We start from the raw sequence: 20054 nt of genomic DNA on the forward strand, positions 1-20054 counted from the left end.
ACCCGACCCCGCGTGCCCACCGACCCCACGCGATCCCGCCCTGGGAAAGCGACCCCGGAAACCGACCCCGGAGCGGCGCACAGTGCCCCTGAGACGGACGCCGTGCGCGACCGGACAGACAGAGCCCGACGACTCAGGTCATCCGGCCGCCCGGGCCTACGGCTCCTCGCGCCAGCCGTCCCACTCCCCCGCGAACTCGTCCAGCTCCTTCGGGTCCAGCCGCTCGTCGGCGTCCGTCAGGACGAGGAGCCACTGCGCGTCCTCGGCGTCGTCCTCGCCGGCCAGCGCGTCCCGGACGAGCTGCGGCTCCTCGTGCAGTCCGAACCTGTCACCGACGGCCTCCGCCGCCTCTTCCGCGGCGTCACGGTCGGGCAGCACCAGCACATGTCTCACTTCGCTCACACGGACATTTTCCGGTACGCCCGAAGCGACCGGCCCCCGGGGCGGCCTCCGGAGGAGCGGGGGTCCAGAACGGGGCCAGGGACGGGGGCAGGACGGGGACATGCCCGGGCGCGGGCACCGGCTCGGGCGCGGGCACCAGCTCGGGCGCGCGGGCGCGGGCCCGGGCACCAGCTCGGGCTCGGCACCGGGAGCCGGCCCCGGACCCTGCGCCGACGGCATCCGGACGGGCCGGTACCAGGAGGTGCGGAGCCGGACGAGCCGGTACCCGGAGGAACTGGAGCCCGACCGCACTGCACCCGGCCGGGGCCGGGCGTCCGCGTCCGGAGCGGTCCCGACGCCCGGCCCCCTCCCCGGGCCGGAACGGGAGTCACCCCGCCGCCCCGACCTCCGGAACCCGGTCCAGCTCGATACCGAAGCGCTCCCGGTACACCGCCAGCACCTCCTCGTCGGTGGCGACCTCCGCCACCTCCTTCGCCCCGTCGGGGGCCGTCACCGTGAACTTCCTGCCGCTGAGCGTGATCCGTCCCCCGTCCTTCGTGACCCGCGAGCAGACCAGCGAACGCGAGAAGTTCGAGAGCGACGACGTGCTGTGCCACCAGGCCCCGACGACGAAGTCCTCCAGCACCCGCGGCCGCATCTCCAGCCGGTACTGGCGTTTGCCGCCCATGACGACGTCCAGGTCCTTGCTCTCTCGCCCATCTCCGGCGCCCCGCACCCCCGCCGCGTCCGGCCCGGACTCGACGACCCCGAACACCCCGGCCGGATCCCGCTGTTCGCCCCGCTCCCCGAAGGCCAGCGGATAATGGCTGTGCGCCCCGAACCCGACATCGGTGATCCAGTCGCCTCCGTCCACCGTCCGCACCCGCAGCGCGAGATGGTCGTAGGGAATCCCGGGCTTCCCGTCGTCCCCGTACACCCGCGCCGCGAGCAACGTCACGTCGAAACCGAGCGAGCTCAGCAACGCCCCGAAGGCGCCGTTCAGTTCGTAGCAGAAGCCCCCTCTGCGAGCGCCCACCAGCTTGTCGAGCAGCCTCTTCTCGTCCAGCACGATCTCCTCACCGAGGTGGATCGACAGGTTCTCGAACGGCACCGTCCTCAGGTGGCGCAGCTGAAGCTCGCGCAGCACGTCGGACGTGGGCCACGCGGGGTGCTGAGCCCCGATACGGCGGAGGTAGGCGTCGGCCTGTGCGGAATTCATGACCTCAGTGTCCCGCCACACTCAGGCCTGTGCCCGCACCCGTGACGGCGAGCGACCCGTCCTCGTCGGTCCGCAGCACCACCGCACCCCCGGCCCGCAGCGCCTCCACCGTGCTCGGGGCGGGATGCCCATAGACGTTGTGCCTGCCGCAGGAGATGAGCGCGAGACGCGGCGCCACCCGGCGTATGAGCTCGGGATCCTGGTAGGCGGACCCGTGATGGGCGACCTTGAGAACGTCCACCTTGCTCACCTCCAAGGCCGCCGGCGATCTCAACAGGGCCTGCTGCGCGGGTGGTTCAAGGTCTCCGAGCAACAGCAGCCGCAGCCCGGCCGACCGGACGAGCAGGGCGATGCTCGCGTCGTTCGGACCGTCCGGCGTCGGGGCCGGATCCGGTGGCGGCCACAGCACCTGCCAGTCGAGACGGCCGGTGCGCCGCCGCTCCCCGGCCACGACCCGGGTCACGGGGATGTGTCGCGCGGCCGCCTCCCGTCGCACGAACTCGGCCTGATCCGGCGGTTCTTCGTACCCGGTTGTCTCGATCGCGCCCACCGACCGCCCGTCGAGCACACCCGGCAGTCCCGCGACGTGATCGGCGTGGAAGTGCGTGAGCACGACGAGCGGGATCCTGGTGACGCCGAGGGTGCTCAGACAGCGGTCGACCGCGACCGGGTCCGGACCGGCGTCCACCACCACGGCGCTGCCGTCACCCGCCGACAGCACTGTGGCGTCTCCCTGTCCCACGTCGCACATCGCGAACCTCCAGCCGGGCGGCGGCCATCCCGTGATCACCCTCGTCAACGGCGGCGGCTGCACCACGACGAGCAGGAACAGTACGAGGCAGGCACCGCTCAGCCAGAGATGCCGCAGCAGTCTCCGCCCGACGAGCACGACGGCCACCGTGACGAGCGCCAGCAGACCCGCGCCCGCCCAACTGCCCGGCCAGTCCACTCCCCCGCCGGGCAGCGCCGCCCCCGTGCGCGCGATGTCCGCGATCCAGCGGGCGGGCCAACTGGCGCACCACGCCAGGACCTTGGCGACCGGAATCGCCACGGAGGCCGTCGCCAGTGTCCCGAAGCCGAGCACCGTGGCCGGCGCGACCGCGAACTCGGCGAGCAGATTGCACGGCACCGCCACCAGACTCACCCGTGCCGACAACAGGGCGACCACAGGTGCGCACAGAGCCTGCGCCGCGGCGGCCGCGGCGAGCGCCTCCGCCAACCGGGGAGGCACCCGGCGCCGACGCAACGCCGCGCTCCAGCGCGGCGCGACCGTCAGCAGGGCGCCGGTGGCGAGCACCGAAAGCAGGAATCCGTAACTGCGGGACAGCCAGGGGTCGTACAGCACCAGCAGCAGTACCGCGGTGGCCAGCGCGGGGATCAGCGATCTGCGGCGCCCGGTCGCGATGGCGAGCAGCGCGATCGATCCGCAGGCCGCTGCCCGGAGCACGCTCGGATCGGGCCGGCACACGATCACGAAGGCGAGGGTGATCGCGCCGCCGAGCAGGGCGGTCGCCCGGAGCGGGACACCGATCCGGGGCGCGAGGCCGCGTCGCTCCACCCGCTGGGCGAGGCCCGCCGGGCCGATGAACAGGGCGAGCAGGATCGTGAAGTTGCCCCCGCTGACGGCGAGGAGGTGGGTGAGGTCGGTCGCCTTGAAGGCCTCGTCCAGTTCCGGTGTGACCCGTGCGGTGTCCCCGACGACCAGGCCCGGCAGCAGTGCCCGCGCGTCCGTCTCCAGGCCGTCGGTCGCCTCGCGCAGCCCCTCCCGGAGCCGACCGGCGAACCGTTGCGGCCCGGACGGCTCCCCCACCACCTCCGGCGGCGCACTCCCCCGCACCCGCAGCACCGCCGCGATGTCGCCCCCGTCGGACAGAGCGGGCACGACCCGCGCCGCCACCCGCACCCGCGTGGACGGCAACAACGACAACCAGGGTGAGCGTTCACCGGTCGTCTGGGCTGGCCCGCGCCGCGAGCGCGCGTCGACGATCACCAGCACCGGCGTCCGGGTGGCGAGCACCGTGCCGTCGGCCTCGACGATCCTCCTGACCCGCGCGTCGAAGAGCAGCGCCGTCGGCGCCATGTGGTCCCCGGTGATCCGGGGCCGGGTGAACCGTGGGTCGGAGGTGACCTCCACATCGGCCGTCACATGAGCGAACCTCTTCGCGAGTGCTGGAACCGGGCCGCGCCGCACGTCCGCGCCGTGCAGGCCCGCGGAGGCCGCAGCCGCGGCGACACAGAGCAGCACGGCGGCCGCGGAGACGCGGGGCCACGCACCCGGCCGCGCTCCCCCGCGCCGCCAGGCCACAGGTGCCGCGCGTCGGCGCGCGGAGTCGCCGAGCGGCCCGGCGGTGTCACCTCGCGACCCCGCAGTCGCATCGGCACGCCCGGCCGGCAACAACGCGCCTCCGACCACCAGGGACACCATGGCCACGCCCGTGACCCACCCCGGTGACGCCCCCACCAGCACGGCGGCGGTCACCCAGACCGCGAGGGCGGGCGGTACGAGCCGGAGATCCACCGGCCCCTCCACCCGGGGGTGTGCGGCGCCGAGCCTGTTCCCGGATTCGGCGTGAACGGACCTGCGGCCCACCGAGCGGAGAACATCCGACTGCCCGGCGCCAGAGCCCTCGGATTCTCCGGGCCCACCCGGACTCCCCGGCCCCGCGGGCCCACCCCGACTCCCCGGCCCCGCAGGTCCAGCCGGGCTCCCCGGTCCACCCGGACTTCCCGGTCCGCCAGGACTTCCCGGTCCACCTCGACTTCCCGGGTCCCTCCATCGTTCCGGCCCTCCCAGGTCCCTCCGACCTCCCAGCCCTCCCCGTCCCCGTCCCCGTCCTCTCGGGCCTCCCCGCGCTCCCCGTACTTCCGGCACTGCCGGCCCTCCGTGCCCCGTCAGTCCTTCCGCCGCCTGGTCCTCCCCAGTCCGGCCCACGGTGCGTTGTGTCCGCCCACTGCTCGCCGTGCCATTGCGCCGTGGGCTCGTCGCCGGGCCGACCGGGCGCGCACCCGGCGGCGGTCCGAGCGGCGCGGCAGCAGCCACCGACCCGGCGCCGCTCTCACCGCTCCTCGATCCGGAATCACTCATGGCTGCACCAGGTCCCGGAGGTCCGAGAAGCGGCGGTCACCGATTCCGTTCACCTCGCGGAGTTCGTCGACCGAGCGGAACCCGCCGTGCGCCGTGCGGTAGTCGATGATGTGCCGGGCCAGCACAGGGCCGACGCCGGGCAGCGTGTCGAGCTGATCGACCGTGGCCGTGTTGAGGGCGACCGGCGCGGCGGGCACGCCACCGGCCGCGCCTCCTCCCGCCCCGGCGGACCCCGCTCCGGCGAGCCCGGCTCCAGCAAGCCCCGCCCCCGGTGGGGACGCCGACGCTCCGACCACGATCTGCTCCCCGTCCACCAGCAGACGCGCCCGATTGAGCCCGCCGGTGTCCGTACCGGGCCGCACCCCGCCGGCCGCCCGCAGGGCGTCCTCCACCCGGGATCCCGTCGGCAGCCGCTGGAGCCCGGGAGCCCGCACCTTGCCACCGACGTCGACGACGATCCGGCTCCCGGCGGCACCGGCGGGGCCGGAGGCTCCGGTCGAGGCACCCGCTCCCCGTGCCGCACCCGGCTGCTCGCGCTCGCCACTCCTGGCCCCGAACGGCGCCGCCGCCCGCACCACCTCAGGGGCACGCACCGGCTGCGGCCTGCCGACCCAGAAGTGCTGGACGGCGAAGACAGCCGCCGCGACCAGCAGCACGGTCAGCGCCGCCACGCTCCTGCGCTCAAGACCGCACCGCGACTGGAGCCACAACGGCAGCCTCTCCCGCACAGCCGGCCCCACCCGCTCCTGCCACGCTCCGCCACCTTCACCGGCACGGACACCGGCACCCATGCCCGCCACCGCGCCCGGAGACGTGTCGCGACGCGACGCGGGCCGAGAGTCGGAGCGCGGGCCGAGAAGCGGGCCGAATTGCGGACCGGAGCGCGCGTCGGACGGCGGGCCGGTCTCGGCGCCCTGGCGCGCAGGGGACCAAGCGCGGGACCGGGCGTACGGGTCCACGTCGCCCGAGGCCCCCTCCGTCGAACCGGCGCGCGTCGCGTCAGGTCGTAACGACGCGGCGCGCGCCCGAAGCTGCCATTCGGCATACGCCCCCACCCCTCGGAGGTCCTGCCTCGCCGGCCCACTCACCGCCGCGTGACGCTCCCCACCTGGAACAGCCGCCCCGGTTCCACGTGCGGCAAGGAAGCTGTCACCGCCCTGCCCCGAACGGTCGCCGCCCTCGTCCTGAACAGTCCTCGCACTCTTCCGAAGCCCCTCGCCACCACCCAGAAGCCCCGTCCCCCGCACGGTGCTCCCGCGCGGACGCCGCGGCCCCCTCACGTCCTCCGGTTTCCCCCGGCCCTCCAAAGTCTCGGGTCGCACCGGTGCCGCCGGACCCGCCCGGTCCTCAAGCGCCCCCGAGCCGTCTCCGACATTCCGATCCACCCCCGGCGAATCGCTCCCCAACTCCCGGATTCCCGTGGTCCGTTGGGCGAGAAGCGCCTCCGCGCGCAGGCGCAGGGCTGCCGCCGACGCATCGTGGCGGTGCGTGCGGCTTCGTGGGTGTCGGCGGTGGCGGCTGCGGCCGTCGGAGACGGGGCCGCGGCCCGGGCCGCTGGTGGGTGTCGCGGTGCGTGAGCTCGATCGAAGTGCCATGCGGCGAGGATCCGATACCCCGGCCCTCTCGCGATGATCTTGCTCAATTCCGGTGGACGAGGGCCCACTTGTGGATATCTCCGTCACTCACACGGACGCGGGCAGGGCCGGACGCGCCACAGGAGTGCCGCCCCGTTCGGTCCGCCGGAGGCACGGAGTCGGGTGCCTCAGCGAGGTGAGACGACCGCCGCGAGCAGCCCGGGTCCCGTGTGCGCCCCGATCACCGCACCCACCTCGCTCACGTGCAGTTCGACGAGGCCGGGCACGCGTGCGCGCAGCCGGTCCGCGAGGGCCGACGCCCGCTCGGGGGCGGCCAGATGGTGGACGGCGATGTCGACCTGGGCGCTGCCGGCCCGCTCCGCGACGATCTCCTCGAGGCGGGCGATGGCCTTGGACGCCGTGCGGACCTTTTCGAGGAGTTCGATGCGGCCGTCGTCGAGCTGGAGCAGCGGCTTCACGGCGAGCGCGGACCCCAGCAGGGCCTGCGCGGCGCCGATCCGGCCGCCGCGGCGGAGGTAGTCGAGGGTGTCGACGTAGAAGAACGCGGACATGCCCGCGGCCCGCTTCTCGGCCGCGGTCACCGCGTCGTCGACGGTGCCGCCCCCCTCGGCGGACTCGGCGGCGGCCAGCGCGCAGAACCCGAGGGCCATCGCGACCATCCCGGTGTCGACCACCCGCACCGGCACCGGTGCCTCCCGCCCGGCGAGCACGGCGGCGTCGTAGGTGCCGGAGAACTCCGAGGACAGGTGCAGGGAGACGATGCCGGTGGCGCCGGACGCGGCGACCCGGCGATAGGTCTCGGCGAACATCTCGGGGCTCGGCCGGGACGTCGTGACGGGGCGGCGCTTCTGGAGGGCCTGGGCCAGGGAGCGGGCCGAGATCTCGGTGCCCTCTTCGAGCGCCTGGTCACCGAGGACGACGGTCAGAGGGACCGCTGTGATGCCGTGGCGCTCCATCGTCCGCGTCGGCAGGTAGGCCGTGGAATCGGTGACGATCGCGACATGGCGGGACATGAGCTGGAGGTTACCTGTCGGGACGGGTGGGTGGCAGCCCGGCCCCCGAGGCCTGTGACCGGGGCGACCCGATCACGTGGTGCTCTCGGGGCGGGGCTTCTTCTGCCAGGGATAGGTGGGTCGTTGGCCCGGGGGCGTGATGGCTGAGCGCGTCTGCTGCTCCGCCGTGCGGGACTGCGGGGTCTCCGGCCAGGTCTGTCCGCCGGAGGTGGCGGCGTCCGCCGCGGGGGCGGCGGGCCAGGAAGCGGCGGGCCCCGGCTCCTTCGTCCAGTGCCGCAGCGCTCCGGCCTCCATGTCGATCTGGCTGCTCAGGGTGTCCAGGTCGTCGTCCGCGAAGCGGTGGGCGCGGTCGCGGGCGGCCCAGCGCAGGGAGTCCGCCGACCGCGTGATGCGCTCGGTGCGCTCGCGTAGTCCGGGCAGCCGGGCGGCGAGGGCGCCCCGGTCGGGCTCGGCCTCCAGGCGCTTCAGCTCGGCGTCCAGCTCGTGTCCGTGTGCGCTGAGCCGCTCGAAGAGGCTCAGGGACTCCTTGAGGGACTCGTCCTCCGCCACGCTCGCCTGGAGGGCTTCCTGGGTGGCCCGCATCGAGGTGCGCAGCTTCAGCCGGAGCTGGGCCAGCTCGCCCTGGGGGCCGAACTGGGCGAAGGTCTTCGCGCGCAGGGTGTGGTCCTCGACGGTGCGGCGGGCCTGCGTGATGGTGCGGTCGACACCGCGCTTGGCGGCTCCGACGACCTTCACCGTCGCGTACGCGCCCAGCACCACGAACAGCAGGAAGAGCAGGGCGATCACGGTGATCACTGTTCCCATCACACTCCTCCTCGGACCGGTCGCGGCAGCCATGGCCGCGCTCTCAACGGTAAACGCTGCGGGCAGGTTCGGAGTTCCGGAAGAACCCCGAACCTGCCCGTAGGGGACTACCCCGAGCCGCGGCGACGAAGCCGTCGGGCTACGCGGTGACGATGTTGACCAGCTTCGGCGCGCGCACGACGACCTTGCGGATCCCCGCGCCGCCCAGTGCCGCGACGACCTTCTCGTCGGCCAGCGCCACCTTCTCCAGCTCGTCGTCGGAGATCGCCGGGGAGACCTCCAGACGGGCTTTGACCTTGCCCTTGACCTGCACGACGCAGGTCACGGTCTCGTCCACGACGTACGCCGGGTCGGCGACCGGGAAGTCCTGGTGGACGATCGACGCGGTGTGGCCCAGTCGGCGCCACAGTTCCTCGGCGATGTGCGGCGCCAGCGGCGCCACCATCAGGACCAGGGCCTCGGCGACCGGGCGCGCGACCGGGCCGCCCACCTTGGTCAGGTGGTTGTTCAGCTCGGTGACCTTGGCGATGGCGGTGTTGAACCGCATGCCCTCCAGGTCGTGGCGCACTCCGTCGATGGCCTTGTGCAGGGCACGCAGCGTGCTCTCGTCGATGTCGGCCTCGGCCGTGTCGACGACCGTGACCTCGCCGGTCGCCTCGTCGACGACGTTGCGCCACAGCCGCTGCAGCAGGCGGTACTGGCCGACCACCGCGCGCGTGTCCCAGGGGCGGGACACGTCCAGGGGGCCCATCGCCATCTCGTACAGGCGCAGGGTGTCCGCGCCGTACTCGGCGCAGATCTCGTCCGGAGTGACCGCGTTCCTCAGGGACTTGCCCATCTTGCCCAGCAGCCTGGAGACCTTCTCGCCCTGGTGGTACCAGGCGCCGTCGCGCTCCTCCACCTCGACGGCCGGTACGGCGATGCCGCGGCTGTCGCGGTACACGTAGGCCTGGATCATGCCCTGGTTGAACAGCCTGTGGAACGGTTCGGCCGAGGACACGTGGCCCAGGTCGAACAGGACCTTGGACCAGAAGCGGGCGTACAGCAGGTGCAGCACGGCGTGCTCGGCGCCGCCGACGTACAGGTCGACGCCGCCGGTCGGCTGGCCCTCGCGGGGGCCCATCCAGTACTGCTCGACGACCGGGTCGACCAGCTTCCGGTCGTTGTGCGGGTCCAGGTAGCGCAGCTCGTACCAGCAGGAACCGGCCCAGTTGGGCATGGTGTTGGTCTCACGGCGGTACTTCTGGGGGCCGCGGCCGTCGCCCAGGTCCAGGGTGACGTGCACCCAGTCGTCGTTGCGGGACAGCGGGGTCTCGGGGGAGGTGTTCGCGTCGTCGGGGTCGAAGGTGCGCGGCGAGTAGTCCTCGACCTCCGGCAGCTCCAGGGGCAGCATCGACTCGGGCAGCGGGTGGGCGATGCCGTCCTCGTCGTAGACGATGGGGAAGGGCTCGCCCCAGTAGCGCTGGCGGCTGAACAGCCAGTCGCGCAGCCGGAAGTTGACGGTGCCCCGGCCGATCCCCCGGCGCTCCAGCCACTCGGTGATGCGCGCCTTGGCGTCGACGACGCCCAGGCCGTCCAGGGAGATCTCGTCGCCGGCGGAGTTGACGATCTTCGCGTCGTAGGAGGCGAAGGCGTCGTCCCAGGTGGAGGCGTCGGTGCCGCGGCCGTCCGAGGGCTCGACCACACAGCGCACGGGCAGTTCGAAGGCGCGGGCGAACGCGAAGTCGCGGGTGTCGTGCGCGGGGACGGCCATGATCGCGCCGGTGCCGTAGCCCATCAGCACGTAGTCGGCGATGAAGACGGGGACCTTCTCGCCGTTGACCGGATTGGTCGCGAACACGCCGGTGAAGACTCCGGTCTTGTCCTTGGCCTCGGCCTGCCGCTCGACGTCGGACTTCGAGGCGGCCTGCGCGCGGTAGGCGGCGACGGCCTCGGCGGGCGTCGCGTGGCCGCCGGTCCACGCCTCGTGGGTGCCCTCGGGCCAGGCGGCCGGGGTGAACTTCTCCACCAGCGGGTGCTCGGGCGCCAGCACCATGTAGGTCGCGCCGAACAGGGTGTCCTGGCGGGTGGTGAAGACCGTGATGGCCTCCCCGTCGACGGGGAAGTCGACGCGGGCACCCTCGGAGCGGCCGATCCAGTTGCGCTGCTGCAGCTTGATGGCCTCGGGCCAGTCCAGGGCGTCCAGATCGTCCAGCAGGCGGTCCGCGTAGGCGGTGATGCGCATGTTCCACTGGCGCAGCTTGGCCTTGAAGACGGGGAAGTTGCCGCGCTCGGAACGGCCGTCGGAGGTGACCTCCTCGTTGGCCAGGACGGTGCCCAGGCCGGGGCACCAGTTGACCGGGGCCTCGGAGGCGTACGCCAGGCGGTACTCGCTCAGGACGTCGGCGCGCTCGGCGGCGTTCAGCTCGTTCCAGGAGCGGTCGCCGCGGACGCCGCGCTCACCGGACTCGAACTGTGCGACCAGTTCGGCGATCGGGCGGGCCTTGGAGGCCTCGTCGTCGTACCAGGAGTTGAAGATCTGCAGGAAGATCCACTGGGTCCACTTGTAGTACTCGGGGTCGATCGTGGCGAACGACCGGCGCTTGTCGTGGCCCAGGCCCAGCGCGCGCAGCTGGACCTTCATGTTCTCCATGTTGGCCTCGGTGGACGCGCGCGGGTGCGTGCCGGTCTGCACGGCGTACTGCTCGGCGGGCAGGCCGAAGGCGTCGAAGCCCAGGGTGTGCAGGACGTTGTGACCGGTCATGCGCTGGAAGCGGGCGAAGACGTCGGTCGCGATGTAGCCCAGCGGGTGCCCGACGTGCAGGCCCGCACCCGAGGGGTACGGGAACATGTCCATGATGAACTTCTTGGGCTTGGCGACCAGGTCGGGGTCGCCCGCCAGGTCCCCGACGGGGTTCGGCGCCTCGTACGTGCCCTCGGCGTCCCAGAAGTCCTGCCAGCGTGCCTCGATGTCGGCCGCCAGGGCGGCCGTGTAGCGGTGCGGCGCTACCACTTCGGCGGTGGCAGCGGTGTTCGTCTCGCTCATGATCCTCAAAGCTCCATCGATCGTCTCTGCCAGCGGCTGACACTCAGGAAATGAAAAAGCCCCTCGCACAGGAGGGGACGCCGCGCCGATTCCGACCACGATTCGTCAGTGGTTCGGGACTGATCAGCGCGGCTCGCTAAGCAGAAGGCGTACGGCACGCATGGCGTCAGGGTACCGCAGCGCCTGCGCGGGCCGCGACGAGGTTTCGGGGCCGTCCGGCACTGCGTGCCACCCGTTCCGAGCACCGAAAAAGCTGAATAAAGTTCAAATATTACTTCGCGTAACGGACACCAGCGGACAACACAAGGACCTCATGGCCCTTTGGTAACAACGCAATAACTCAAACCTCGAACTCGCCCGTATCTCTCGACTTAGAGTGCGGCTTCGGGACCGCTTCCCCGAACCGTTGGGAGTAACCCTCCGTGAACCCTCGTCGCAACAACAGCTCGCTTCCCCGAGCGGGCCGTTCGGCCTACGGGGCGGCCAGTGCTGCCGCCCTTCTCCTCATCCCCGTGGTCGTTCTGGCGGGAGGCAATGGAGTCCGTGACTTCCTGAACTTCGGCGCCGGCGTACTGACGCTGGTCGCCCTGTCGTGCTCGGTGATCTGGGGCCTCGTCGCCACCGACCGGATCTTCCTGAACACCCGCCAGCGGCTGGTGGCACAGGCCGTGCACCGGACCACCGCCGTCTCCTCCGTCGTCTTCCTGCTGCTGCACGTCACGGTCAAACTGGCGCTCGACCACACCACCCTGCTCGCCACCTTCGTCCCCTTCGGGCTCGGCGTCACCGGCACGGCCGGGCTCATCGGCTTCGGCTCGCTGGCCGGGCTGCTCATGGTCTTCACCGCGATCACCGGTGCGCTGCGCAGCGCCTTCGCCTCCCCGGCACCGGTCGCGGCCCGCTGGCGCGCGGTGCACATGCTGGCCTACCCCGCCTGGTGCGCGGCGCTGATCCACGGGCTCTACGCGGGTCGACAGGCGAAGCCGATCTTCACCATCCTCTACAGCCTGTGCCTCGTCGCGGTCATGGCGGCGCTGGCCCTGCGGGCGGCGCCCGCCCCCGTGAAACGCAAGGTCGCCGCCCGCGTCCTGGCGGTCATGGGCGACAACAACGGCCCCGGTGCCCGCGGGTTCCGCGAGGACCTGGACGCCTCCCGCGCGGCCAACGCGGAGGCCCCGCTGCCCGGCTTCTCGGCACGCTCCGCCCGCCCGCCCGTCGGCGGCAACTTCGTCCCCTCCCAGCGCACGGACTCCCCCTCCGCGCCGTACGAATCCGCCTCGGACCCCAGCGCGACGAACGCGGACACAGCTGGTTTCGCCGCGGCCTACCGGGCCGTGTCCACCCCTGGGGGTGACGGCTTCGGGGTCGGCGGGACGCAGCAGTTCCAGATGCCGCTGAACATGCAGCCGACCGAGGTGTTCCCCCGCGTCGACACCGGCAGCACGTCGGGCAGCTGGCCCATCCCCTCGCCGCCCCCCGTCGGCGAGGCCCCGCAGTCGGCCTACGACCCGCTGGCCGACACCGGATACAACATCCCGGTCTATGACAATCCGGCCGTCGACGCGTACGGCATGAGTGACGTGTACGACACCGGTGAGTCGAACGGGGCCTATCGCACGTACAACACCAACGACACGTACGACAGCGGTCCCACGCCTGACGTACTGCCGGGCGCCTTCGACGCTCCTGGCTCCGGTGAATCATGGAACGCCCCTTCCGGAGGCTTTAAGTGAACGAGGCCCTGCCCGACGTCCCGGAGGTCCGCGTCGTCGGACTTCCGCAGCTCACGTCGGGTTTCGACCTGGTTGAACGTCTTGATCTGCCCATGCACCTGAAGGTGCACGGTCCGCTCGAACCGATGGGCGGGGAACAACTCGCGGGACTCGCCGAGGCGATCTCCCTGAAGGGGCGCGGTGGCGCCGGCTTCCCCTTCGCCAAAAAGCTGCGCTCGGTCGCCGAATCGGCCATCAAGAAGGGCATCCGCCCGGTGGTCGTCGTCAACGGAAGCGAGGACGAACCGGCCTGCCGCAAGGACACGGTGCTCATCAACCGTGCCCCGCACCTCATCCTGGACGGCGCCCTGCTGGCCGCGGAGGCCATGGGCGCACGCACCCTCGTGATCGGTGTGACCCGCGAGTCGACACAGCGCTCCATGGAGGCCGCACTGGCCGAGCGCGGCCTGAGCAACCGGCGCGGATCGCCGCTGCGCGCACGCGTGCAGCGCAATCCGGTGCGGATGGTCACCGGCGCGGCCGCCTCGCTGGTCCGCTCGATCGACGGCGGCCCCGCCATCCCGCCGGGCCGCAAGATCAGCGCGTCGCAGAGCGGCGTGGGCGGTGCGCCCACCCTGCTGTCGAACGCGGAGACCTTCGCCCAACTGGCCATCGCCGCCCGCATCGGCCCGGACCGCTACCGCAACACGGGCCTGTACGACGAGCCCGGCACGGTCATGCTCACGGTCTCGGGCGCGGTCGCGCGCCCCATGGTGATCGAGGTCCCCACCGGCGTGCCGCTGCGTTACGTCCTTCAGTTGGCCGGCGCCCCGCCGATGCCGCAGGGCGTGCTGACCGGCGGCTACCACGGCAAGTGGCTCGACGCGGCGGCGGTCAACGAGGCGATCGTCTCGCGCGACAACCTGGCCGCGGTGGGCGGCGCGCTCGGCGCCGGCGCGATCATGCCGATCACCCAGCAGACCTGCCCGCTCGGCGAATCGCTGCGGGTGGCCCAGTGGCTGGCCGAGGAGAGCGCGGGACAGTGCGGTCCCTGCTATCTCGGCCTGCCTGCCGCGGCCCGCGGCCTGGAGGACATCCTGAACGGTGGTGGCCCCGCGGCCCTTGAGGCCGTGAAGCAGGTCGCCAAGTCCGTGAAGCGGCGCGGCGCGTGCTCCCACCCGGACGGCTCGGCGATGTTCATCGAGTCGACCCTCAAGGCGTTCACGGACGACCTGGCCGCCCACGTCCTCGGAAACGGCTGCGGACGGCCCGTGGAGGGCGTTCTGCCGCTCTTCGAGGGCGGCAGGCTCCCCACGGGCATCCCCGGCGGCCAGGACGAGCAGGAGACGGGCTCCAGCCGCCAGAAGATCTACGTCGACTGGACGCTGTGCCGCGGGCACGGCCTGTGCGCCGACATCCTCCCCGAGGTCTTCGAACTGGGCGCCGACGGCTTCCCGACCGTCGCGCAGGCCTCCGTGCCGCGCTACGCCGAGGCGAAGGCCCTGCGGGCGGTGCGGCGCTGCCCGGCGCTCGCCCTGCGCCTGGAGGAGGACACCCGGTCCGCCGCGCCGGCACGCAACAACCTGCCGGTGCTGTCCCAGGGGCGCGGCCGCCGCGCGCTGGGCAGCGGCCGGTGAGCGCGCGAGCACGCTGAACACGAAGAAGCGGGCCACCCGATCCGGGTGGCCCGCTTTCAACTGCTGTGGAGCTAAGGAGAATTGAACTCCTGACCTCCTGCATGCCATGCAGGCGCTCTACCAACTGAGCTATAGCCCCTCGCGACCGAGCGGTAAAACCGCTTCTCGGCCGTTCCGCCCGGTTTCCCCGGCGGCGACGCCAACATTACACGGTCCCCCTGGGGAACCACCAAATCGTTTCCCGCACGCGCCGATTGACGGCATATGTCGGATTCGGTGATTGGGGTCGAGCACTCCCCGGTCAGGCCGTGGCGAACGAGTAGAACCGCTTGAGGGTGCAGTGTTCGTCGAGGAGCCGTCCGTAGATCGGCTCGCCCTCCAGCTCCCGATACGTCTCGATCGGGTCGCCTTTTATGATCAGTGCCCGCGCGCACTCCTCGCACCAGTACTGGTAGTCGTGGTTGACCGGCTCCATGTCGCGGACGATCGGCGTACCACTGCCGCACCAATCGCACTTCCGCCTGTGTGCACCCATCGATCAGCTCCAGCTGTGGCCGCAGGCCGTGCACACGTAGGAGATCCCGCCGTTGTCGCCGAGAACCTGGGCGATGTGGACCGATCCGCAGGACAGGCAGTCGAGGAGGGTGGCTGGCTTCCGGGTCAGTACCGCTTCGGGGAGATCGTCGACCTCCTCGAGGATGCTGGCAGGCATCGGTTCTCCCTCCCGTCGGGCCGCGCCCCCTCCGGCCGTTTGATTCTGCCACGGCAGCGGCAATACGGTCAGCGACGCCTTCGTACCAGTCCGGACACGGCACCCGGCGCGGCAGTCACGGCCCGCGCATACGTGCACGCCAGGAGGGTGTCCGCAGAGATATACGCCCGGCGGCGCCAACTGACTCAAGCGGAGAACAACGAAAAATCCCGCCCCCTGCCGGGGACGGGATCTTTACAAGCGATCATCGACCCTTCGAGAACTCGAAACGGAGTCGATCTGTGGAGCTAAGGAGAATTGAACTCCTGACCTCCTGCATGCCATGCAGGCGCTCTACCAACTGAGCTATAGCCCCGTACGTTCTTCCCGCCCTGCGGGCCGAACAAGAAGAACTTTAGCCTGCGACCAGCCGGAAAGTGAAATCCGGTCCGTCCGGGCCCGCGGGACCGGACGGAGGCCTTCCGGAGCACCGCTCAGTCGTCGTCGCCGAGCACCGGTTCGGGCAGCGTGCCGGCGTTGTGCTCGAGGAGCCGCCAGCCGCGGGCGCCCTCGCCGAGGACGGACCAGCAGCAGTTGGACAGCCCGCCGAGGCTCTCCCAGTGCTGGGACTCCAGGCCGAGCAGACGGCCGATGGTGGTGCGGATCGTGCCGCCGTGGCTGACGACGACGAGCGTGCCGTCGTCGGGGAGCTTCTCCGCGTGCCGCAGCACCACGGGGGCGGCGCGGTCGGCGACCTCGCTCTCCAGCTCTCCCCCGCCGCGGCGCACCGCCTCGCCGCGCTTCCACGCGGCGTACTCCTCGCCGTGGCGGGCGATGATCTCGTCGTGCGTCAGGCCCTGCCAGACGCCCGCGTAGGTCTCCCGCAGGCCCTCGTCGTGGGTGACCTCGAGATCGGTCAGCGCGGCCAGTTCGGCGGCCGTGTTCGCGGCCCGCTGGAGGTCCGAGGCGACGATGGCGTCGGGCTTCAGCGAGGCGAGCAGCCGGGCGGCACGCCGGGCCTGCCCGGCGCCCGTCTCGGTCAGCGCGACGTCCGTGGTGCCCTGGAAGCGGCGCTCCACGTTCCACGAGGTCTGGCCGTGCCTCCAGAGGATGACGCGGCGGCCCCGGCCCGGCCTGCCGCCGCTCTCGGCGCCCGGCCTCTTCTCGGCCCCGCTGCTCACCGCAGCTCCTCCAGTTCGGCGGAGTCCTCCTCGGCCTGGAACTTGGCGTGCTCGGCGCCCTTGCCGCGGGTCGCCTTGGCCTCCTCGGGGAGGTCCAGCTCGGGGCAGTCCTTCCACAGGCGCTCGAGGGCGTAGAAGACGCGCTCCTCGCTGTGCTGGACGTGCACCACGATGTCGACGTAGTCGAGCAGGACCCAGCGGGCCTCGCGGTCGCCCTCGCGGCGCACCGGCTTGACGCCGAGCTCCTTGTTCAGGCGCTCCTCGATCTCGTCGACGATCGACTTGACCTGGCGGTCGTTCGGGGCGGACGCCAGCAGGAAGGCGTCGGTGATCGAGAGCACATCGCTCACGTCGTAAGCGATGATGTCGTGCGCGAGCTTGTCTGCGGCCGCCTGCGCGGCGGTCTTGATGAGCTCGATGGAGCGGTCCGTGGCGGTCACTACGCGGCTTTCCGTCGGCGGTCAGTTGTGACTCAAGGGTCTCACGGACCGCCGAGGACCCCCCACGCGTTCGGCCGGCCACGCCCCGGGCCGCCCCGGGGCGTGGCCGGTCACCCCTTGGACACGGTGTCGATCTTGTAGTCCTGGCCGAGGACGACGGACACGTCGGCGTTGTTGGTGACCGTGCCCTTCTTGACCGTGCTGGTCGGCAGGCCCAGTGTCTTGGCCACCTCCACGGCGTCGCCCTTCTTGGCCGCGTCGCCGTAGGTGATCTGCGACACGCTCTGGGCCGCGCCGGCGGAACCGGCGTCCAGGTAGGTGTAGCCGCCGTTGACCAGGACGACGCGGGCCTGTCCCGTGGCCGCCTTGGCGCCGGTGGCGTTCTTGATGCCGACGCGGACCGCGGCGTCGGCGTCCGGGCTCTTCGCCGTACCGCCGAGGATGTCCTTGATCACGCTGTTGGAGGCGTTCTCGCTGAGCGTGCCGTCCTGCTGCACCGGGAGCAGCGCGGTCTTGTAGTCGCCGCCCTTGGCCAGGTCGGCGAGCTTGGCGAGGAAGGCGCCGAGGTCCTGGTCCGTCAGGGACGGGTCGAGGATCTGGGCCAGCGTCTGCACCGTGGTCGTCGCGGCCTGCTTGTCGGAGGACAGCTTGCGCAGCACTCCCTGCATGACCTGGCCGAACCGCTGCAGCTGTGCGTTCTGCGCCTCGCCCGGGGCCCGGTAGGTGGCGTAGGCGACGGCCATCTTGCCGCTGAGGGTCTGGCCCGTGCCCTTCTTGACGAGCGGGGGCTCGCCCTTCTTCTTGGACTCGGGGTCCGGCACGTCGGCGTTGGTGGTGATGTCGACGTTGCCGACGAGCTCGACGAGGTTGTTGAGGTACGGGGTGTCGAGCCGCCAGGTGCCCTGGATGTTGGTGCCGAGCACGGTGTCGACCGCGTCCCGCGTGCCGGACGAGCCGTCGCCGTCGACGGACTGGGCGAGGGTGGTCGTCGAGCCGTCGTCGTCCGTCAGGGCCAGGGAGTTGGGCAGCAGGACGGTGGTGCCCTGGCGGGTGGTGGTGTTGTCGACGAGTAGCGCCGTGGAGGTGCCGCCGCCCTTGGTGTTGTGCAGGTGGACGACGATCACGTCGCGTTTCTGGGCGGTGACGGCCGTGGTGGTCCCGGGCTTGGTGTCCGAGGCCGTCCCGGGCAGCTTGCCCGCGTACCAGAGGTAGCCGGCGCCGCCGACCGCGACGAGGGCGAGGACCACGACCAGCGCGACGACCCGGCCGCGCGCGCGGCGCCTGGCCTCCTCGCGGCGCTCGGTGCGGTTCTCGGTGAACTTCAGCCAGTCGATGACGTCCTCGGACTCGGCTTCCGGTTCCTCGACGAAGGCGAACTGCTCGGTTCGGTAGTCCCGGTCGGTACTGCTGTCGTCGTCCTTCGGGGGCCCGGCCTGCTGCGGGATGTACGCGGTCTGCTCGGCGACCCGGGGCTGCTGGCCGGTGCCCGCGCCCTGCCGGCCGTAGGGGTCGTACGTGGTCCCGGCGGGCCCGCCGGCGCCGGGCGCACCGGTGCCGTACGCGTCGTAGGAGCCGTACGACGGGGCGGTCGGCTGCTGACCGGTGTCATAGGGCGACACCGTGGGCTGCTGACCTGTGTCATAGGGCGACACCGTCGGCTGCTGACCGGTGTCATAGGGGGACGCCGGCTGCTGCCGGCCCGTGTCGTAGGGCTGGACGGGCTCCTGGGTGCCCGTCGCGTAGGGGTCGTAGCCGTAGCCCTGCTGCTGGGCGCCGTAGCCGTCGTACCCCTGGGCAGGCTGCTGCGGCACCTGCCGGTACACGGGTTGCCCGAACTCGTCGTAGCCGACGAGTTCGTACGGTTCGCCGCCCGCGTATCCGTCGTATCGGTCGTTCACCGGTGCCCCTCTCGGCTCACTAGACGCGGTACAGCTCACGCTTGTCGATGTAGCGCACCACACCGTCGGGCACCAGGTACCAGACGGGATCGCCCTTGGCGACTCTCGCACGGCAGTCTGTGGACGAGATGGCGAGCGCGGGAACCTCGACGAGCGAGACACCGCCCTCCGGGAGACCCGGGTCGGTCAGGGTGTGACCGGGCCGGGTGACCCCGATGAAGTGCGCGAGGGAGAACAGCTCTTCGGTGTAGCGCCAGGTGAGGATCTGGCCGAGCGCGTCGGCGCCGGTGATGAAGAAGAGGTCCGCGTCGGGATTGAGCGAGCGCAGGTCGCGCAGGGTGTCCGTCGTGTAGGTCGGGCCGCCGCGGTCGATGTCGATGCGGCTCACCGAGAACTGCGGGTTCTCGGCGGTCGCGATGACCGTCATCAGATAGCGGTCCTCGGCCGGGGTGACCTTGCGGTCGGTCTTCTGCCACGGCTGGCCGGTCGGCACGAACACGACCTGGTCGAGGTGGAACTGGGCGGCGACCTCGCTGGCCGCCACCAGGTGACCGTGGTGGATCGGGTCGAACGTGCCGCCCATGACGCCGAGGCGGCGCTTGCCCGGATTCGAGGGGCCGCCCTTGGGGCCGGCCGTCAGCCGCTTCGCCGCGCTGCCGGCCGTGCCACTCGCGCCGCCCGTGGCGGCGCCGTCGGCGCCGCTGTCCGTGTCACTCGCCGGACCGGTAGGCATGTCCTGCTCTCCCATGCGTGCAGACCCTACCGGCCCGGCCGACGGGCTCCGGCCGACAGGGGCCCCTGAACGGGGCCGGTGGGGCTCAGCGGTCGCGGTTGAAGCGGGTGGTGATCCACAGCAGCAGAAGCAGGATGAACAGGGCCCCGCCGCCGGTCAGGTACGGGCTGAGGCTTTCGTGGTTGCCGCCGTTCTCGCCCTCGGCGGCGACGGTGACCAACTGGGCGGCGGTGCTGTGGAAGCTCATCTCGGCAGGACCTATCCGGTGTCGGCGGGATAAAGACGTCGGCTCATCGTATGCGGGCACCCCGGCCGCGAACACGCCGACTCCGCCGTTGGGGAAGCCGGTTGCCCGCGACCGCCCGGGCCGGCGGCCGTCCCGAACCGGATCAGTCCTCGCGCTTGTACCCGCGCAGCAGGAACCAGGCGGCCAGGACCACGCCGATGACCATGACGATCAGCACGACGCGGAGCAGATTGCCCGGGCCCTGCTTGTCCGCCGCGTGCGCGGCCTCCGTGAGCCAGGCGGCTGTGGGGATGTGCTCCATGACGTACGACTCCTTCGCTGTACTGCCCGTCCACGGTATCTCCGCCTAGGCTGGGCCCTGCCTCGGGGGCACATAAGGCACTCAGACGCACA

17 protein-coding genes and 2 tRNA genes are annotated in these 20054 nt (G+C 71.7%); 2 read left to right on the forward strand and 17 right to left on the reverse strand.

The features are described from left to right. Positions 1–156 precede the first annotated feature (156 nt). The 7 genes from ACIRQH_RS25120 to leuS form a co-directional block, all read right to left on the reverse strand. Entirely contained in the window at positions 157–402 is a 246-nt protein-coding gene (locus tag ACIRQH_RS25120; protein WP_355863492.1) for a hypothetical protein, read from the reverse strand. A 367-nt stretch (positions 403–769) separates the two neighbouring features. After that, complete coding sequence (locus ACIRQH_RS25125; protein WP_388929981.1) at positions 770–1600, reverse strand: arylamine N-acetyltransferase; 831 nt, start codon at positions 1598–1600, stop codon at positions 770–772. Positions 1601–1604: 4 nt separating this feature from the next. After that, positions 1605–4190, reverse strand: coding sequence for a ComEC/Rec2 family competence protein (locus ACIRQH_RS25130; protein WP_404227028.1), 2586 nt, complete (start codon positions 4188–4190; stop codon positions 1605–1607). 491 nt (positions 4191–4681) lie between these two features. Further along, positions 4682–5476 (reverse strand): helix-hairpin-helix domain-containing protein, encoded by a 795-nt coding sequence (locus tag ACIRQH_RS25135; protein WP_404227029.1) that lies wholly within the window; start codon positions 5474–5476, stop codon positions 4682–4684. Positions 5477–6447: 971 nt separating this feature from the next. Then, on the reverse strand, positions 6448–7293 hold the full coding sequence (locus tag ACIRQH_RS25140) for a DegV family protein (RefSeq protein WP_358821436.1): 846 nt from the start codon (positions 7291–7293) through the stop codon (positions 6448–6450). A gap of 72 nt (positions 7294–7365) precedes the next feature. Continuing rightward, entirely contained in the window at positions 7366–8097 is a 732-nt protein-coding gene (locus ACIRQH_RS25145; RefSeq protein ID WP_404227030.1) for a hypothetical protein, read from the reverse strand. A gap of 139 nt (positions 8098–8236) precedes the next feature. Further along, entirely contained in the window at positions 8237–11122 is a 2886-nt protein-coding gene (leuS, locus tag ACIRQH_RS25150; protein ID WP_358821434.1) for a leucine--tRNA ligase, read from the reverse strand. A gap of 422 nt (positions 11123–11544) precedes the next feature. Here leuS and ACIRQH_RS25155 point away from each other — a divergent pair, with 422 nt between their 5' ends. Both ACIRQH_RS25155 and ACIRQH_RS25160 read left to right on the forward strand, forming a co-directional pair. Further along, positions 11545–12855, forward strand: coding sequence for a cytochrome b/b6 domain-containing protein (locus tag ACIRQH_RS25155; protein WP_404227031.1), 1311 nt, complete (start codon positions 11545–11547; stop codon positions 12853–12855). Then, a complete protein-coding gene (locus ACIRQH_RS25160; RefSeq protein WP_358821432.1) occupies positions 12852–14471 on the forward strand; it encodes an NADH-ubiquinone oxidoreductase-F iron-sulfur binding region domain-containing protein in 1620 nt (539 codons plus the stop codon). Before ACIRQH_RS25155 ends, ACIRQH_RS25160 begins: the two co-directional genes overlap by 4 nt. A 66-nt stretch (positions 14472–14537) precedes the next feature. Here ACIRQH_RS25160 and ACIRQH_RS25165 read toward each other — a convergent pair. From ACIRQH_RS25165 to ACIRQH_RS25210, 10 genes are all read right to left on the reverse strand, one after another. After that, positions 14538–14610: transfer RNA gene (locus ACIRQH_RS25165), tRNA-Ala, on the reverse strand. Between the two features lie 162 nt (positions 14611–14772). Continuing rightward, entirely contained in the window at positions 14773–15006 is a 234-nt protein-coding gene (locus ACIRQH_RS25170; protein ID WP_010986886.1) for a hypothetical protein, read from the reverse strand. Positions 15007–15009: 3 nt separating this feature from the next. Then, entirely contained in the window at positions 15010–15183 is a 174-nt protein-coding gene (locus tag ACIRQH_RS25175) for a hypothetical protein (protein ID WP_358821431.1), read from the reverse strand. A gap of 282 nt (positions 15184–15465) precedes the next feature. Continuing rightward, positions 15466–15538, reverse strand: a tRNA-Ala gene (locus tag ACIRQH_RS25180). A 118-nt stretch (positions 15539–15656) separates the two neighbouring features. Continuing rightward, on the reverse strand, positions 15657–16343 hold the full coding sequence (locus tag ACIRQH_RS25185; protein ID WP_358821430.1) for a histidine phosphatase family protein: 687 nt from the start codon (positions 16341–16343) through the stop codon (positions 15657–15659). Beyond that, entirely contained in the window at positions 16340–16783 is a 444-nt protein-coding gene (rsfS, locus tag ACIRQH_RS25190; RefSeq protein WP_358821429.1) for a ribosome silencing factor, read from the reverse strand. The genes ACIRQH_RS25185 and rsfS overlap by 4 nt, the downstream gene beginning before the upstream one ends. 110 nt (positions 16784–16893) lie before the next feature. Beyond that, positions 16894–18681: a LytR C-terminal domain-containing protein gene (locus tag ACIRQH_RS25195; RefSeq protein WP_404227032.1), complete on the reverse strand. Its 1788-nt coding sequence runs from the start codon at positions 18679–18681 to the stop codon at positions 16894–16896. A gap of 19 nt (positions 18682–18700) precedes the next feature. Beyond that, positions 18701–19429 (reverse strand): nicotinate-nucleotide adenylyltransferase, encoded by a 729-nt coding sequence (gene nadD / locus ACIRQH_RS25200; RefSeq protein WP_358821427.1) that lies wholly within the window; start codon positions 19427–19429, stop codon positions 18701–18703. A gap of 70 nt (positions 19430–19499) precedes the next feature. Further along, entirely contained in the window at positions 19500–19661 is a 162-nt protein-coding gene (locus tag ACIRQH_RS25205; protein WP_095934250.1) for a hypothetical protein, read from the reverse strand. Between the two features lie 142 nt (positions 19662–19803). After that, positions 19804–19962, reverse strand: coding sequence for a hypothetical protein (locus tag ACIRQH_RS25210; protein ID WP_358821426.1), 159 nt, complete (start codon positions 19960–19962; stop codon positions 19804–19806). Positions 19963–20054: the final 92 nt, after the last annotated feature.

The organism is Streptomyces sp. NPDC102279 (assembly GCF_044766365.1).
GTDB lineage: Bacteria > Actinomycetota > Actinomycetes > Streptomycetales > Streptomycetaceae > Streptomyces.